This window comes from Xanthomonas sp. LMG 12461, assembly GCF_009192935.1.
In the GTDB taxonomy this organism is placed as follows: Bacteria; Pseudomonadota; Gammaproteobacteria; order Xanthomonadales; family Xanthomonadaceae; genus Xanthomonas_A; species Xanthomonas_A sontii.
Window position 1 is genome coordinate 14,012 of sequence record NZ_NQYT01000002.1, and the last position, 14,860, is coordinate 28,871.

Sequence of the window (14,860 nt, forward strand, 5' to 3'; positions counted from 1 at the left end):
CTTGATTTACGCGCACGCGCGCCCATCTGCCCCACGTCTCCCGTGTTCCCCGGAAACCGACCCCATGCGACCGCTGCCCACGCTGCTGACCCTGACCGCCGCCGCTGCCTTCGGCGGTTTCGCCGCCACCGCCATCAATGCGCAACTGGACAACCGCGCCGAGGCCGCGCCGGTCGCGGCGCCGCCGCTGTCCGGGGCCGCGCGCCTGCCGTCCGCGGTGGCCGGCGAGCCGCTGCCGTCGCTGGCGCCGATGCTGCAGAAGGTGATGCCGGCGGTGGTGAGCATCAACACCAAGCAAGTCGTGCGGGTGCGCAATCCGTTCTTCAACGACCCGATCCTGCGCCGCCTGTTCCCGGACATCCCGCAGGAGCGCATCAACGAGTCGCTGGGTTCGGGTGTGATCATCGACGCGAAGAACGGCTACGTGCTGACCAACCACCACGTGGTGGAGAACGCCGACGACGTGCAGGTGACCCTGGCCGACGGGCGCAGCTTCAAGGCCGAGTTCATGGGCTCGGACGCGGACACCGACATCGCGCTGATCCGGATCAAGGCCGACAACCTCACCGAGATCCGCCTGGGCGACAGCGACAAGCTGCGCGTGGGCGATTTCGTCGCGGCCATCGGCAACCCGTTCGGCTTCACCCAGACCGTCACCTCCGGCATCGTCTCGGCGATGGGCCGCAACGGCATCCGCGGCCTGGGCTACCAGAACTTCATCCAGACCGACGCCTCGATCAACCCCGGCAACTCCGGCGGCGCACTGGTGGACCTGCGCGGCGAACTGGTCGGCATCAACACCGCCAGCTTCAACCCGCAGGGCAGCATGGCCGGCAACATCGGCCTGGGCCTGGCGATCCCGTCGAACCTGGCGCGCGCGGTGGTCGACCAGTTGATCAAGAACAACGGGGTGATGATCCGCGGCACCTTCGGCATCGAGACGCAGAACCTGACCACGCAGATGGCGCAGGGCCTGGGCCTGTCGGCGCCGCGCGGGGCGCTGGTGACGCGGGTGCTGGCCGGCTCGGCGGCCGCGGCCGCCGGGCTGCAGCCGGGCGATGTGATCACCGGCGCCAACGGCGAGCGCCTGGACAGTGCCGAGGCGCTGCACAACTACGAGGGCCTGCAGCCGGTGGGCAGCACGGTCACCCTGGACGTGCGCCGCGACGGCAAGCCGCTGCAGCTCAAGGCCACGCTCAAGGAACAGCCGCGCGCGATCAGCGGCGAGTCGCTGGATCCGCGGCTGAGCGGCGCCACCTTCGCCGACCTGCCCGAATCGCTGCGCCAGTCCGGCATCTCCGGCGTGCTGATCGGCAACGTGGCGCGGGGCAGCCGTGCGGCGCGCAACGGCCTGGCCAGCGGCGACATCGTGGTGGCCGCCTCGGTCGGCGAGTTCGCCGACCTGGCCAGCTACCGCGCCAATTTCGCGCGCAAGCCGGCGCAACTGGTGCTGCGCGTGGTGCGTGGCGGCGCGCAGGCCGACCTGGTCATGCAGTGAGCCGGCGCGCTCAGTCCAGGCGCGCGGCGTAATCGTCGCGCACGTGCTGGCTCAAGTAGGTGGTGAGACCGCGCCCGGCGGCGGCCAGGCGCTGCATCTCCATGACCTGGAGCAGGCCGGGATGCTGACGGTCGTAGCGGTAGGTGGCGCCGTCGGCGAAGCGCAGCACGATCCAGTCCGGGCCGCTGTCGTAGGCGACCACCCCGGCATGGCCGCTCCGGTTGCCGTACGCGTGCATGACAGTCACTCCGGGACTTGGCCGCTCGGCGGCGAGCGCCGACACTATGGCGCACTGCCTGCGGCGACGAGCTAACACCCCGTACACCCCGCCGATGGTATTGGTGTCGCCCCGTTCTGCGCAGCGTCCGCATCGGCGGACGGCAGGCCCCCAAACCCCAGAGGAGACATGCCCATGAATGCCAGCCCGACCAATACCGAGAACCTCAAGGACAACCTGAGCGAAGCCGGCGCGCACCTGAAGTCCGCGGCCAGCTACGCCGGCGACGCGATCAAGGGCGCTGCCGGTGCCGCCGGCGAAGAACTGAAGCTGGGCAAGGCCAACGTCAAGGCCGAGCTGTCCGACAGCGCGCTGTCCGGGTTGGCGGCGGCCGAGTTCGGCGGTGCGGCGGCGAAGGAGCAGGTGGACGTGCTGCTGGACAAGGGCCGCGACCTGATCGACAGCGCGGCCGAACTGATCCGCGAGCGTCCGCTGGCCTCGTTCGGCGTGGCCTTCGCCACCGGCTGGATCATCGCCAAGCTGGCGCGCAGCGGCGGCGACAAGTAAGCCGCGCGTGAGCGAGGAGCAGGCCCGCACCGACGGCGCCGCGGCAGACGCCGCGGCCGCACCGTCGCTGGAGGAATCCTTCCGCGCGCTCGGCACGGCCGGGCGCGAAGGACTCAATGCCACCCTGGACACCGGCCGCGCGCTGCGCAAGCTGGTGGCCGCGGACTTCGCCCTGGCCCGTGCCGCCCTGGCGCGGGCGCTGGTGTGGCTGACCGTGTCGGTGGCGTTCGGCGCGTCGGCGTGGATGCTGCTGATGGGCGCGATGATCGCCCTGCTGCAGCGCATGGGCTGGTCGTGGCTGGCGTCGATCTCGGCGACCGCCGCCTTCAGCCTGGTGGTCACCGCGCTCGGCGCTTGGCAGGCGCTGCGCTACTTCGACATGAGCAAGCTCGACGCCACCCGCCGCCAGTTGGCCAAGCTGGGCATTGGCGGCGACGACGAGGACGGCGACGAGGATGTCGCCAAGCGTGAGGCCACGCCATGACCCTGCGGCAATTGCAGCACCGCATCGCCCGCGCCGAAGCGGTGCTGGAGGGACGCCAGGAGCAGGTGCGCACGCACTGGACGACCCTGCAGCAGGTCTGGCGCGAAGGCTGGACGCCGTGGCGGATCGTGATCGTCGGCCTCGGCACCGGCTTCCTGGTCGGTCGCGCCGAACCGGCGGCGGTGGTCGGCAAGCTCGGCGGCGCGCGCTGGCTGCAGATGCTCAGCGCGCTCTCCAGCCTGATCAACGCCACCACCGCCAAGAGCGCGTCCGATGACGCCGAGCGCGCCTCCGACGATGCCGAGGAAGCGGCGGACACCGCACAGGATGCGGCCGTGGATGCCGCCACCCAGGCCCCGCCTCCCGTTGCACCCGTTCCCCCATCCGCTGTCCGCCCGCAGCCGCCGCGGCCGCCGATGGCCTCGCGCCCCGGGCAACCCGCCGCGGCCGAAGCGGCCACCGACCTGTCCGAGCGCCAGGGCAAGGACTGACGTTCCTGGGATCGGCGCGTGGCTGGCCTGGGCCGCCACGCCGCGCGCACGCGGCGGCCACGCCGCCTTGATATCGCGCCGGCCACGATCCGGCCTACACTTCGCTTCCTTTTCGACGCCGTTCGGCGCGTGCACTGCGGCGCGCGCCGCGGCCACCGCATCGCAGGTCCGATGAGCACAGTTCCCGATCCCGCGGTCGTCGCCGACGACGCCCCGCACGGCCCCCTGCCGCCGCCGCCCGCTCCACGCCCGCGCGGACCGATCTCGCTGGTGGTGCTGGCCACCCTGGCGGTCTGCTACACGCTGTGGGCCGCGCAGGACGTGATCCTGCCGATCCTGCTCGCCGCCTTCTTCGCCCTGGTCGGCAACCCGATCCTGCGCATGCTGCAACGGCTGTACCTGCCGCGCTTCCTGGCCGCGCTGCTGGTGCTGCTGTCGGGCATGGCAATGGCGACGACGCTGACCGTGCAACTGGCCGGCCCCGCCGCCGAGTGGGCGCAGCAGGCGCCGGCACAGCTGCGCCATCTGGCCACCCAGGTGCGCGACCTGACCAAGCCGATGCAGCAGGCCAACCAGGCCGCGGAGAACTTCGCCCGCGCCGCAGGCGGCGAGAGCGGACGCCGCGTGCAGGTGATCCGTACGCAGATGGACGACCCGTACAAGGCGCTGGTGCGGACCCCGCGGGTGGCCGCCTCCGCGCTGGCGGTGGTGTTGCTGACGTTCTTCTTCATGGTGTTCGGCGAAAACCTGCAGCGCCATGCGATCGCGCTGCTGCCCAGCCGCCAGCAACAGAAATTCACTACCGAGATCCTGCGCTCGATCGAACGCGAGGTCTCGCGCTACGTCCTGACCATCACCGTGATCAATACGCTGGTCGGCCTGATCTTCGCCGGCATTCTGATCCTGCTGGGCATTCCGCCACAGGAAGCGCTGCTGTGGGGCACGGTGGTGGCGCTGCTGAATTTCGCGCCCTACGTGGGGCCACTGATCGGCGCGGTGCTGATGCTGCTGATGGGCTTCGTCGCCTTCCGCGAACCGCTGAGCGCGGCGCTGCCGGCGATCCTGTACCTGGCGCTGCACACCCTGGAAGGCCAGGTGGTGACGCCGATCGTGCTCGGCCGGCGCATGGCGATCTCGCCGCTGATGCTGATCCTGGCGCTGATGCTGTTCGGCTGGCTGTGGGGCATGATCGGCCTGCTGCTGGCGGTGCCGCTGCTGGTGTGCATCAAAATGGTGCTGGCGCGGGTCGAAGGCATGCAGCGTTGGGCGCGGCTGCTGGAGTGAAGCCGGGTTTGGGGAGTCGGGATTGGGGATTGGCGGAAGCGCGCGAGTGCTGTCTACCGGGCCCGGCCCGCGGCGGCGGCGACGCTTGGCGTAAAATGCGCCGGTGACTTCCATGCCCTCCTTCCCCGTCCGCGCGATCACGCTGGATCTGGACGACACCCTGTGGCCGTTCGCACCGATCGGCGCGCGCATCGAGCAGGTGCTGCACGACTGGCTGCTGCAGCACAGCCCGGCCACCGCCGCGCGCTTCCCGGTCGCGGCGATGCGGCAGCTGCGCGAAGCGGTGTTCGCCGCGCATCCGCACCTGCACCACGACCTCAGCGAACTGCGTCGGCTGACCCTGCGCCGTGCGCTGCAGGACAGCGGCGCCGATGAAGCGTTGCTGGAACCTGCGTATGCGGTGTTCCATGCCGCGCGCAATCAGGTGGAGTGCTACCCGGACAGCATCGCCGCGCTGGAGCGCATCGCCGCGCGCGTGCCGGTGGTGGCGCTGAGCAACGGCAACGCCGACCTGGCCACGATCGGCCTGGACCACCATTTCGCCTTCCAGCTCAGTGCCCGCGAACACGGCGCGGCCAAGCCGGACCCGGGCATCTTCCGCGCCGCCTGCGCGCGCCTGGGCCTGCCCTGCGCACAGGTGCTGCACGTGGGCGACCATATCGAGATCGACGTGGTCGGTGCGATGCAGGCCGGCCTGCGCGGTTGCTGGATCAACCGCGAGGCGCAGGCCTGGCATCCGCCGACCCCACCCGATCTGCACTTCGACACCCTCACCGGCCTGGCCGACTGGCTGGACGCGACCCAGCCGGCCGACGCGGCGCGCGCCTGATCCGCGCCCTCTCGCCCACCGGTCTTCTCCCTCTTCCAAGGATCCGCTGATGTCCCTGCCGACCGGCTTCACCGACGCCTCCACCCATGCGCTGCCGCTGTACGTGCTCGACCGCGAGCACCTGGCCGAATGGCGCGCGGCGCAATCGCCCGCGTGGGTGGCGTGGATGGACACCCAGCAGTTCATGGCCGCGCCGGGCAGCGTGCTGCTGCTGCCGGGTGCCGACGGCGTGGCGGCCGCGGTGCTGGGCGTTGGCGATCGCGGCGATGCGTATGCCTACGCGCATGCGCCGTTCGCGCTGCCGGCCGGCAGCACCTGGCGCGTGGACAGCGCGCTGGACGCCGACACGCTGGCGACCCTGCACCTGGGCTGGGGCCTGGGCAGCTACCGCTTCGCCCGCTACAAGCAACCGCCGCGGCTGCCGGCACAGTTGCTGGCCACGCCGCAGGCCGAAGTGTGCGACCTGATCGCGGCCAGCCTGCGCGTGCGCGACTGGGTCAACACGCCGACCGAGCACATGGGGCCGGAGCAACTGGAAGAGGCCGCACGCGCGATCGCGCAGGAACACGGCGCGCAGTTCGAGAGCATCGTCGGCGACGCGCTGCTGGAGCAGAACTTCCCGGCGATCCACGCGGTCGGCCGCGCCTCGCACCGCGCGCCGCGCCTGCTGGTGCTGCGCTGGGGCGAAGAGGCGCATCCGCACGTGGCGCTGGTCGGCAAGGGCGTGTGCTTCGACACCGGCGGCCTGGACCTGAAGCCGGCCGACGGCATGCGCAACATGAAGAAGGACATGGGCGGCGCCGCACACGCGCTGGCGCTGGCCGGGCTGGTGATGGCGCAGCGCCTGCCGCTGCGGCTGACCGTGCTGTTGCCGGCGGTGGAAAACGCCGTCGGCCCGAACGCCTTCCGCCCGGGCGAGGTGATCGCCACCCGTCAGGGCACCAGCGTGGAGATCGACAACACCGACGCCGAAGGCCGCCTGGTGCTGTGCGATGCGCTGGCCTACGCCGGCGAGCAGCGCCCCGACGCGATCCTGGATTTCGCCACGCTGACCGGCGCGGCGCGCATCGCCCTGGGTCCGGATCTGCCGGCACTGTTCTGCAACGACGACACGCTGGCGCAGGCCTGGATCGCCGCCGGCGAGCGCACCCGCGACCCGGTCTGGCGCATGCCGCTGTGGCGTCCTTATCTGCGCTACCTCACCAGCTCGGTCGCCGACCTGGCCAACGCCGGCTCGCGCATGGCCGGCGCGGTGACCGCCGCCCTGTATCTGGAGCGTTTCGTGCCGGCGCGGCAGGCCTGGGCACACCTGGACGTGTACGCCTGGAACGACAGCGACCGCCCCGGCCGCCCGGCGGGTGGCGAAGCACTGGCGCTGCGTTCGGCGTATGCCATGCTGAAGGCGCGTTACGCGGGTTAATCCGGCGGGAGCGCGGCGCGCGACCTAGATCTTGTCGAGCACAGCACCTCGCGCCATCCGTTTCGAATTCCGAGGCGCGGAACCGGTCATGCCGCCAGCGCGTCCATCAGAGATTTAGCTGTCGACACAATCATAAGATCTGCGTTCTCGACCACATCCTCTTTTGTTCCATGGCCGAGACTGAACAAATAGAGTTGCGCGCCTTCCCGACGCGCAAACTTCATTGCAGGAATGAAGTCACTGTCTGCCGTGACAAGTACGATGACTTCCACATGCTTTTTTAGAGTCAAGGCAGCGATATCCATGCCGATACGCATGTCCACGCCTTTTTGCTTGATGACCGGTTTCAGGTCCGAGCTTTTCAGCTTCAACGTGTCAGACCCGGCATCGTAGTTCCCCGCGCTCTTCAGCGACTTGAACTTTGCCATCCAACCATCGTGGCTGCATTCGCCCTGACGAAGCGCAAAATGGGGAAGCTTGGCAACATCCCTCACCAAGGCCACGTTGGATTGGAACACAGGCGTCTTGTCGTACTCGATGACCTCGCCAGTGACAGGCTGCTCAACCGATCTTCCAAGTGGCGCAGCGTCGTAGTAGTAGACGCGATGCAGAAGGCAATCCTGAAGGCATTCGTGCTTGCGAATTGCCTCTACAAGTTGCTGTATGCGGTTGGCGGAAACTTCACCGCTTGACTTCAATTTTCTTTTGACGAATCCCGCATCCAGCAGGACGGCAAAGCGCCGATGCATGCCCATCTCCCTAGGCAATAAGATGGCCGGATGCAGGTGGGGGGCAAGCCCCGCTTATATGTCACCTGCAAACGGCCGGTTTTCGGTTCAAATACTGATACCAATCGACGGTACCGTCAAGTGAAACCCTTACCAGTGACGCCGGCAGTTTCAAATCAGGCGACATCATTGGTGGTGCAACCAAACCTCGGACATCCAGAGACAAGTAGCCACGACGTCGGACATCGTCCTTGTCTTACCGCCGTTGACAACAGGAACACAGCTGTCAACCCGCCAACGCCTCCAGCGAATCGCGCTCGATACCGGCGTAGATGGCGAACTCGTCGTGCACCGTCGCGCCCAGCGCCTGCTCGAACGCGGCGCGGTTGGCGTGCGCGGCGTAGGCGCGCTGTTCGCCGCCGCCGAGGTTGGACTGGAAGATGCCGGCGGCGCTGACCGGCAGGAAGTCCTCATAGACGATCGGGTCGGCGCTGGCCAGGCCGTCGGCGATCAGCGCTTCGGCCGGCTTTCCGGCCAGGGCCTCGGCGCCGGCGGCGCGACCGGCGTCGGTCAGTGCGTAGCGGAAGTAGCCCAGGCCCTCGCGGCGCAGGGTGGCGTAATCGTCCGGGAAATCGGCGAAGGCCGCCTGCAGGCGCGTGGCGTAGTCGGCACCGGCGCTGCCGTCGGCGGCGCGTGCGCGTTCCAGCAACGCGTCGTACAGCGCGCGGCCCTTCGGCGTCAGGGCCAGCCCGCGCTGCTCGATCTCGCCGAACCGCGCGGTGTGGGTGCCGGCCTCGGCGTCGTCCGCGCCGGCGGGGAAGCGCACGGTTTCCTCCAGGGCCTTGAAGCTGGTCTGGCGCAGCAGGATCGGGCAGGCGCGACGCGGCGGGCCTTCGATCACCGCCTTGGCATCGATGCCCCGGCGCAGCATTTCCGCCTGCGCCGCGTCGATGTCCAGGGTACGCGGGGTCAGGTGGTTGATGTGCGGGCCATGGAAGCTGACCACGTCGGCGATCAACTTGTGCGCCTCGCTCAGCGCGCGGTAGGTCGGCAGGCTCACGGTCGCGTCGCTGTGCCAGCGGAAGGTTTCCAGCGCCTCGGCGACGAAGCGCTGCGCGTCGGCGTCGGCCAGGCCGCCGTCGCGTTCGCACTGCGCGATCAACGCGAGCGCGCCGTCGGTGAAGATGCGCCGCTTGGCGAGGATCTGCGCCGCCTGCTCGCGCAGCGCCGGGTCTTCGATCAGCTCCAGCCGCAGCAGCGAGGTGAACACGCGGAACGGATTGCGCGCCAGCGCCGCCGCCTCCAGCGGGCGGAACGCGGTGGAGTGCACCGGCACGCCGGCCACCGACAGGTCGTAATAGCCGACCGGCGCCATGCCCATCACCGCGAACAGGCGGCGCAGCGTGGCCAGTTCCTCGGCGGTGCCGACGCGGATCGCGCCGTGCCGCTCCTGGTCCAGGCGCGCGCGTTCGTCGTTGCGCTGCAGCTGCGCCTCCAGTGCCGGGTCCGCGGCCAGGGTCTGCGCATTGACCTGCGCCACCAGCTCCATCAGCGTGCCGTACAGCGGCACCTCGGTGCGGTACATGTCGGACATGGCCTGCGCGAACAGGCTGCGGATAGCGTCGGGCGAAACGAAGGCATTGGTCATCGGGCGGTCCGGGACGGCGGTGGCGCCGGCGGCAGGACCGGCAGAACGCCTATTCTCGCGCTGTGGCGGCGGCGCGGCCAGTGCGGATGAATGCGCGGCGCGTACCGGTGCGGCACGCGAGTGGCCGGCACCGCTGTCTCCTTCTCCCGCCGGGAGAAGGTGCCCCGCAGGGGCGGATGAGGATCCGGGCGCAGCCTTGTGCACCCAAACTGCCTGGGGCGCTGCGCGCCCCGACCCTCACCCCAACCCCTCTCCCGGGGGGAGAGGGGCTTGTGTGCGCTGACGTTGATGCATACCGGTGCCTGCATGCCGTGCAGGGCAACGGGACGTTCGCGCAACGACATGGGCGCACGTGCAGGCGGCCGCTCTGTGTCGTTGTGCTGCACCGCGCTTATTGCGTACGCGTGGATCCGTCCTGCGGCTGTGCCGCGGCGCGATCGCGTGCGGCGCGGTCGCCCAGTTGCCGGCGCAACAGCGCGTCCAGCACGATCGGCCGATCCCAGTGGTCGTAGCTGGCGACGATGGCATGGCGCAGCGCGCGGTAGGCCAGCGAGCCGGGCGGCGCGTCCATGTCGCTCGCCACCACTGCCCAGCCGGCAGGGACGCCGGCCGCGGTGCGGGCGCGCACCACCTCGCGGTAAGGCCGTCCCGCGGCCTTGGCCAGGAACGCGGCGACATAGACATCGCGCGGCGGCCAGCGCCGCTCGCGCAGCAGCACCTCGGCATAGCCTCGCGGCATCTGCGCGTAGCGCGCCACCTCGTCCAGGAAGCTGTCGGGGTAGCGCGCGGCGTAGCGGTCGATGTCCAGCAACTGCCGATCGATCCAGGCATCGTCGGTACCGGGCACCTCGACCGGTGCCGTTTCCCCGCTCTCGAAGGCAGGGGCGCGCGCGGGCGCTACCGTCCCCTGCGCCATGGCCGGGCCGACAGCCAACAGGGCAGCGCACAGGAACAGACCGGCAGGAGACGGAAGCGGAGGCATGCGTCGATTCTGCCGGAGGCAGTGGGCGCTGTCAGCGCGGCAAGCTGGCAGGGATGTGCACCGCAGGCTCGGCGGTGTCGCGGCTGAAGCCCCTCCTACGCGACAAGGCCAGAGGCCGGTACGCCACGCCGCCTGACGCGGCAGCGGCTCAGCCCCGCTGCAGGCTCGCCGCATGCCGGTTGAGATCGGCCACCGCCTGCGGCCAGTCCGCGGCCGCGGCCACTTCGCGCAGGCGCGGTTCGTCGGCCGACAGCCCGTGCTCGGCCTCGTGCGCCCAGGTGGTGGTGTACGGCGTATGGATGCCCCAGCCGCCGAGCGCGATCACCGGCTCCACGTCCGAGCGCAGCGAGTTGCCGATCATCACGAAGCGCTCGGCGCCGATACCGAACTCGGACAGCACCTTGGCGTAGGTCTTGGGATCCTTCTCCGACACCACCTCGATACGCGGGAACAGCTCGCCCAGGCCGGACTGCGCGATCTTGGCTTCCTGATGGAACAGGTCGCCCTTGGTGATCAGCACGATCTCGAACTCGGCCGCGATCGCCGCCACCGCATCGCGCACGCCGGCGATCACCTCCACCGGATGCTGCAGGGTGGCGCGGCCGATCTCGACGATGCGCCCGATGTCGTGCGCGGAAATGCGCGCCTCGGTCAGCTCGATCGCCGCTTCGATCATCGACAGGGTCATGCCCTTCACGCCATACCCGAAGACCTTGAGATTGCGGCGCTCCACCGCCAGCAGATGCTGCAGGGTGCCGGCGTCCTGCAGGTCCAGGTACTGGCCGAGGATGGCTTCGAACGCGGCCTCGGCGTCGCGGTAATAGTCCTCGCTCTTCCACAGGGTGTCGTCGCCGTCGAAGCCGACCAGGGCGATGGGAGAGGAACGCAAGGCGGTAGGTGTCGGCATCATCCGCCAAGCATAGCAGCGGGTCGCCGACCAATAGACGACAGGCACTGCCCTGCAGCACAACGCACGACGGCGGCCCAAGGCCGCCGTCGTGGTGAAGCGTCAGCGTGCACCACGAGGCTCGTGGTGCACCAGGGTCGGCCCCGGCCAGGCGGCGCGCGTCCTCATCGCCGCGCGACCGCCGTGCCGGTACCGCTCCGGTTACTGGCCGCCGTTGCTGTCGCTGCCGGTCGCCGCGCCGCCCTGCTGCTTGGCGACGTAGGCCTTGTACTCGTCCGGGGTCAGCTTGCCGTCGTGGTTGGCGTCGGCCTGCGCGAAGATCTGGCTGAGGCCGGCGTTGACCTGCGCCTCCTGCTTGCTGATGGCGCCGTCCTTGTCGGCGTCCACGTCGGCCCAGGTCTGGGCGCCGCCGGAGGCCGCGCCGGCCTGCCCGCTCTGGCCGGTGGCGCTGGTGGACGACTGCGTCTGCGCCTGCGCGGCGGCATCGGCCTGCGCGTCCTGGGCGAACGCCGGCAGGGCCAGCGCGGCGGCGAGAAGGGCGGCGGTACCGATCAGCGGGGTGCGGGTGCGAATGTTCATGGGTGGATTCTCCTTGGCTCTCTCGGTGTGGCATGTCCGGTCGATTCCGGAACACGGCGCTACCGTGCCGGTCTCAGACTGAATCCATTCCCTGTCGAAATTCGCCGCAAAACGCTTCGTTAACCACGGCGTGCGCGCAGCACGCTACTGCGCCGGTTAGGGATCGGTGAGCACGCGGTAAGGCGACCATTCAAGACGTTTGGATTGCAGAAAGAAAACGTCTGTTTCAGCGTGTTTCGTGACCGCCGTCGCCGGCGTTTTCGCTTGAACGCGCCCTGAATACAACCCACGCCAGGGCCACGCCGGAGAGGGCGCCGGCCACTTCCAGCACCACCCGCGAGCCCAGTTCGTCCGGATCGTGGATGCTGGCCAAGGCGATGCGCGCGTACAGCGGCGACTCCAGGCGCACGATGCTGGTGTAGAACAGGTTCCAGCAGTCGATCCCGGCCGACACCGCCACCGCGATCAGGCAGGCGCCGCCGAGTTGCTGGCCCTCGGACCAGCCCAGCCGCCGGCCCAGCCATTGCCACAGCGCATACACCAGGAAGCCGACCGCCAAGGCGATCAGCCCGGCTTCCAGCGAGCCCAGCAGGCCGAAGTGCAGCGGCAGGTTCATCGGGTGTCCTCGGTCGGCAAGGCCGCAAGTCTAGAGGCTGTCGCGCATCGGCGTACGAGGCACCGCGCCGGCGCGCGGATCAACTGGCGTTTTCGGCGATCGCGCTCACCACCGGCGCGCCGTCCTCGTCCCAGCGCACCGTCATCAGCATCGGCTTGCAGCACACCTGGCAGTCCTCCACGTACTGCTGCACGTCCACCGACGGATCCAGGGCGACGTCGATCCATTCGCCGCAGTAAGGGCATTGCAGGTCGACGAACTGGTGCGTGCCGGTCATGGGTGGTCCGTGGCGAAGACGAGGAGGCGCTAGCGCACCGGCACGTCGAAGGCGACGCCGGGGCTGGGCTCGGGCTGGAAGGTGTAGTGCCACCATTCCATCGGATAGTTGACGAAGCCGCGCGCGGCCATCGCCTTCAGGAGCTGCTGACGATGCCCGCGCTGGGTGGCGTCGATGGCCGGCGTGTCGGTGTGCGCGCTGGGGTCGAAGAAGTCGAAGCCGGTGCCCATGTCCACTGCGCGGCAAGCGCCCTGGCGGCAGTCCAGCAGACCCAGATCGACGGTGGCGCCACGGCTGTGGCCGGAGTGTTCGGCGATGTAGTCGCCGAGCAGCACGCCCTTGTCGAGCTTGGGGTAGTAGCGCGCCTTGGCGACCTGATCCTGCGGATCGCGCGCCCAGGCGACGAAGGCGCGGACCGAGCGCTGCGGCCGATAGCAGTCGAACACCTGCAGGCGGTAGCCCTTGGCCTGCAGGTCGCGTTGCACCTGCGCCAGGGCCTTGGCCACCGGCGCCAGCAGATAGCACTTGGGCGCGTGGTAGCCGGGCACCGGGCGACCGGTGAAGTTGTCGTGGCCGGCGTAGCGGATGTCCATCGCGATGTCCGGCGCCAGCGTGTGCACGTCGACCAGTCCCGCCTGTTCCGGCGTGGTCGCCGGTGAGGTGGTCGGTTCCACCGCGAACGTAGCAGGCACGACGGCGAACGCGAGCGTCAGGCCCACTGCGCGCAGCGCGCCAGCCCGGCGCCCGGGGCGCGACGGAGAAAGGTGGCGGCAGAAGCGGTCATGCGGCATGTGTGCAGCATAGGCCATGGCCGCGGCCGCTGTCCTGCCGCGCGCCTGCAACGACGCGCGATGCGAACTGCGCAAGGCAGGGCGGCCAGCGGCGCGTGCCGATGACCGCCCTGCGCGGGGCGACTCAGCGCCCGGGGGCTTGCGACTGGGTCTGGGTGCGCTGCTGGTCCTGCACCTGCCGCTCCTGCGCCTGGCGCTGGGTCTCGGCCGCCAGTTGCTGCTGGCTCTGCTCCAGCGGCACGGTCGCCGCCTGCTGACGGTCGACATACGCGCGATGCACGTCGTGCGCGTTCTCCGGATTGCGCTGCACCGCGATCATGCCGCGGCCATCGGTGCTGGCGACCAGGTCGTCGATGCGCGACATGCCGCTGACCTTGGCCTCGAACGCCAACTGTCCGGCCGCACGCTGCATGGACTCGCGGTCGCCGTAGCCACCGTTGCGCCCCTGCTTTTCCAGCTGCGCGACCGCCTGGTCGAACAGCGGACTGTCACGCCGCAACTGCTCCACGCCCTGCTGCCGCTGCACGCTGCGGTCGATCGCGCCCAGCGTCTCCGGGCCGGCCTTGCCGTCCACACCCTTCAGGTGCTGGTCCTGCTGGAACTTCTCCACCGCCGCTTCGGTCTTCGGGCCGTAGGTGCCGATCGCATCCTTGGCCTCCAGGTAGCCGAGCGTGGCCAGTTTCTCCTGCAGGCCTTTCACCGCCTCGCCCTGCGCATTGCGCGCCAGCACGCCGTTGTGCGCGGCCGGCTCGCGATGGCCGTCGTGCGGCTTCGGCGCGGTGTGCCCGTCGCGCTGCTCGCCGGGCTTGGCCACGGTCTTGCCGAGGTCGGCCAGCTTGAGCAGGTCGGCCTTCTCGTTCTCGGCGCGGTTCTCCAGCGAGTCCAGGGTCTTCTGCTTGTGCACGCGCGGGAACAGCTCCTTGACGTGCTCGGCCTTGTAGTCCTGCACCGCGCTGACGATCTCCTTGTCGGAAATCTTGGACAGATCCGCCTGCTTGCCGAACTTCTCTTCCATGGCGCGCAGGAACACGCCGGACCCGCCCGGCTTCTTGTCGCTGCCCGGACCGTACTGGACCGCGGTGCTCCACATCGCGTCCTGCACCGCCGGGCCGCGGTCGGACAGGTCCATGCCCTTGTCCTTGAGCCGGTCGACCAGTTTGTCGAAGTGGGTGCGCTTGATGTAGTCGTGCTGTTCCTGGCCGAAGCCGGGGTCGTTCTTGGCCAGTTCCTTCCACTTGGCGCTGAACGCGTCCGAACCCGGCTTGAGGCCGGCGAAGTCGTCGCTGTACTTGCTGTCCTTGACGAACGCGGCGACGGTGCCGCCGTTGATGACCTTGCCCTCACGGGTCGTCGTCTGCGAGGTCATCTGGTACGAGCCGTAGGACACGCCGCCCGGGTCGTCGACGCCGGAGGACACGGTCGACGCGCCGCGGCCGCCGGTCTCGTAGTGTTTGGAGGTCTGTCCCAGTTCCCAATCCTTGTCGCTCATCGCGTTCTCCTTGGCAGGACGCGCGGCGTGGAAAGCGCCGCGCGTCGGGTTCG

17 protein-coding genes are annotated in these 14,860 nt (G+C 69.6%); 7 read left to right on the forward strand and 10 right to left on the reverse strand.

Features of this window, described 5'->3' with window-relative positions:
* The first annotated feature begins 64 nt into the window (after positions 1-64).
* Positions 65-1,498 (forward strand): Do family serine endopeptidase, encoded by a 1,434-nt coding sequence (locus tag CEK68_RS00600; protein WP_017913191.1) that lies wholly within the window; start codon positions 65-67, stop codon positions 1,496-1,498.
* Between the two features lie 10 nt (positions 1,499-1,508).
* Here the strand turns inward: CEK68_RS00600 and CEK68_RS00605 are convergent, their stop codons facing one another.
* The gene (locus CEK68_RS00605; RefSeq protein ID WP_152238219.1) at positions 1,509-1,736 is read right to left on the reverse strand and encodes a hypothetical protein; all 228 of its coding nucleotides are present in this window, start codon (positions 1,734-1,736) and stop codon (positions 1,509-1,511) included.
* Between the two features lie 174 nt (positions 1,737-1,910).
* Here CEK68_RS00605 and CEK68_RS00610 point away from each other — a divergent pair, with 174 nt between their 5' ends.
* The 6 genes from CEK68_RS00610 to CEK68_RS00635 all read left to right on the forward strand — a co-directional run bounded on the left by CEK68_RS00610 (position 1,911) and on the right by CEK68_RS00635 (position 6,790).
* A complete protein-coding gene (locus tag CEK68_RS00610; protein ID WP_010340149.1) occupies positions 1,911-2,282 on the forward strand; it encodes a hypothetical protein in 372 nt (123 codons plus the stop codon).
* Positions 2,283-2,289: 7 nt separating this feature from the next.
* Entirely contained in the window at positions 2,290-2,766 is a 477-nt protein-coding gene (locus CEK68_RS00615) for a hypothetical protein (protein WP_017908931.1), read from the forward strand.
* Positions 2,763-3,257: a hypothetical protein gene (locus tag CEK68_RS00620; protein ID WP_152180541.1), complete on the forward strand. Its 495-nt coding sequence runs from the start codon at positions 2,763-2,765 to the stop codon at positions 3,255-3,257. Before CEK68_RS00615 ends, CEK68_RS00620 begins: the two co-directional genes overlap by 4 nt.
* Positions 3,258-3,428: 171 nt before the next feature.
* On the forward strand, positions 3,429-4,541 hold the full coding sequence (locus CEK68_RS00625) for an AI-2E family transporter (RefSeq protein ID WP_152238220.1): 1,113 nt from the start codon (positions 3,429-3,431) through the stop codon (positions 4,539-4,541).
* A gap of 112 nt (positions 4,542-4,653) precedes the next feature.
* The gene (locus CEK68_RS00630; protein ID WP_017910744.1) at positions 4,654-5,370 is read left to right on the forward strand and encodes an HAD family hydrolase; all 717 of its coding nucleotides are present in this window, start codon (positions 4,654-4,656) and stop codon (positions 5,368-5,370) included.
* Between the two features lie 49 nt (positions 5,371-5,419).
* Positions 5,420-6,790, forward strand: a complete 1,371-nt coding sequence (locus CEK68_RS00635; RefSeq protein ID WP_148829544.1) for a leucyl aminopeptidase family protein — start codon at positions 5,420-5,422, stop codon at positions 6,788-6,790.
* Positions 6,791-6,876: 86 nt separating this feature from the next.
* Here the strand turns inward: CEK68_RS00635 and CEK68_RS00640 are convergent, their stop codons facing one another.
* From CEK68_RS00640 to CEK68_RS00680, 9 genes are all read right to left on the reverse strand, one after another.
* Positions 6,877-7,539, reverse strand: coding sequence for an NYN domain-containing protein (locus tag CEK68_RS00640; protein ID WP_026144719.1), 663 nt, complete (start codon positions 7,537-7,539; stop codon positions 6,877-6,879).
* 265 nt (positions 7,540-7,804) lie between these two features.
* Positions 7,805-9,166, reverse strand: coding sequence for a VOC family protein (locus CEK68_RS00645; protein ID WP_152237035.1), 1,362 nt, complete (start codon positions 9,164-9,166; stop codon positions 7,805-7,807).
* Positions 9,167-9,557: 391 nt separating this feature from the next.
* Positions 9,558-10,148, reverse strand: a complete 591-nt coding sequence (locus tag CEK68_RS00650) for a hypothetical protein (protein ID WP_226977710.1) — start codon at positions 10,146-10,148, stop codon at positions 9,558-9,560.
* Between the two features lie 148 nt (positions 10,149-10,296).
* Entirely contained in the window at positions 10,297-11,055 is a 759-nt protein-coding gene (locus tag CEK68_RS00655) for an HAD family hydrolase (protein ID WP_152238221.1), read from the reverse strand.
* A gap of 201 nt (positions 11,056-11,256) precedes the next feature.
* Positions 11,257-11,634 (reverse strand): hypothetical protein, encoded by a 378-nt coding sequence (locus CEK68_RS00660; protein ID WP_017910738.1) that lies wholly within the window; start codon positions 11,632-11,634, stop codon positions 11,257-11,259.
* A gap of 226 nt (positions 11,635-11,860) precedes the next feature.
* On the reverse strand, positions 11,861-12,250 hold the full coding sequence (locus CEK68_RS00665) for a membrane protein (RefSeq protein WP_017916398.1): 390 nt from the start codon (positions 12,248-12,250) through the stop codon (positions 11,861-11,863).
* 79 nt (positions 12,251-12,329) lie between these two features.
* Positions 12,330-12,527, reverse strand: a complete 198-nt coding sequence (locus CEK68_RS00670) for a CPXCG motif-containing cysteine-rich protein (protein WP_010340161.1) — start codon at positions 12,525-12,527, stop codon at positions 12,330-12,332.
* Between the two features lie 29 nt (positions 12,528-12,556).
* Positions 12,557-13,246: a M15 family metallopeptidase gene (locus CEK68_RS00675; protein WP_152238222.1), complete on the reverse strand. Its 690-nt coding sequence runs from the start codon at positions 13,244-13,246 to the stop codon at positions 12,557-12,559.
* A 196-nt stretch (positions 13,247-13,442) separates the two neighbouring features.
* Entirely contained in the window at positions 13,443-14,807 is a 1,365-nt protein-coding gene (locus tag CEK68_RS00680; protein ID WP_152238223.1) for an XVIPCD domain-containing protein, read from the reverse strand.
* Positions 14,808-14,860 lie beyond the last annotated feature (53 nt).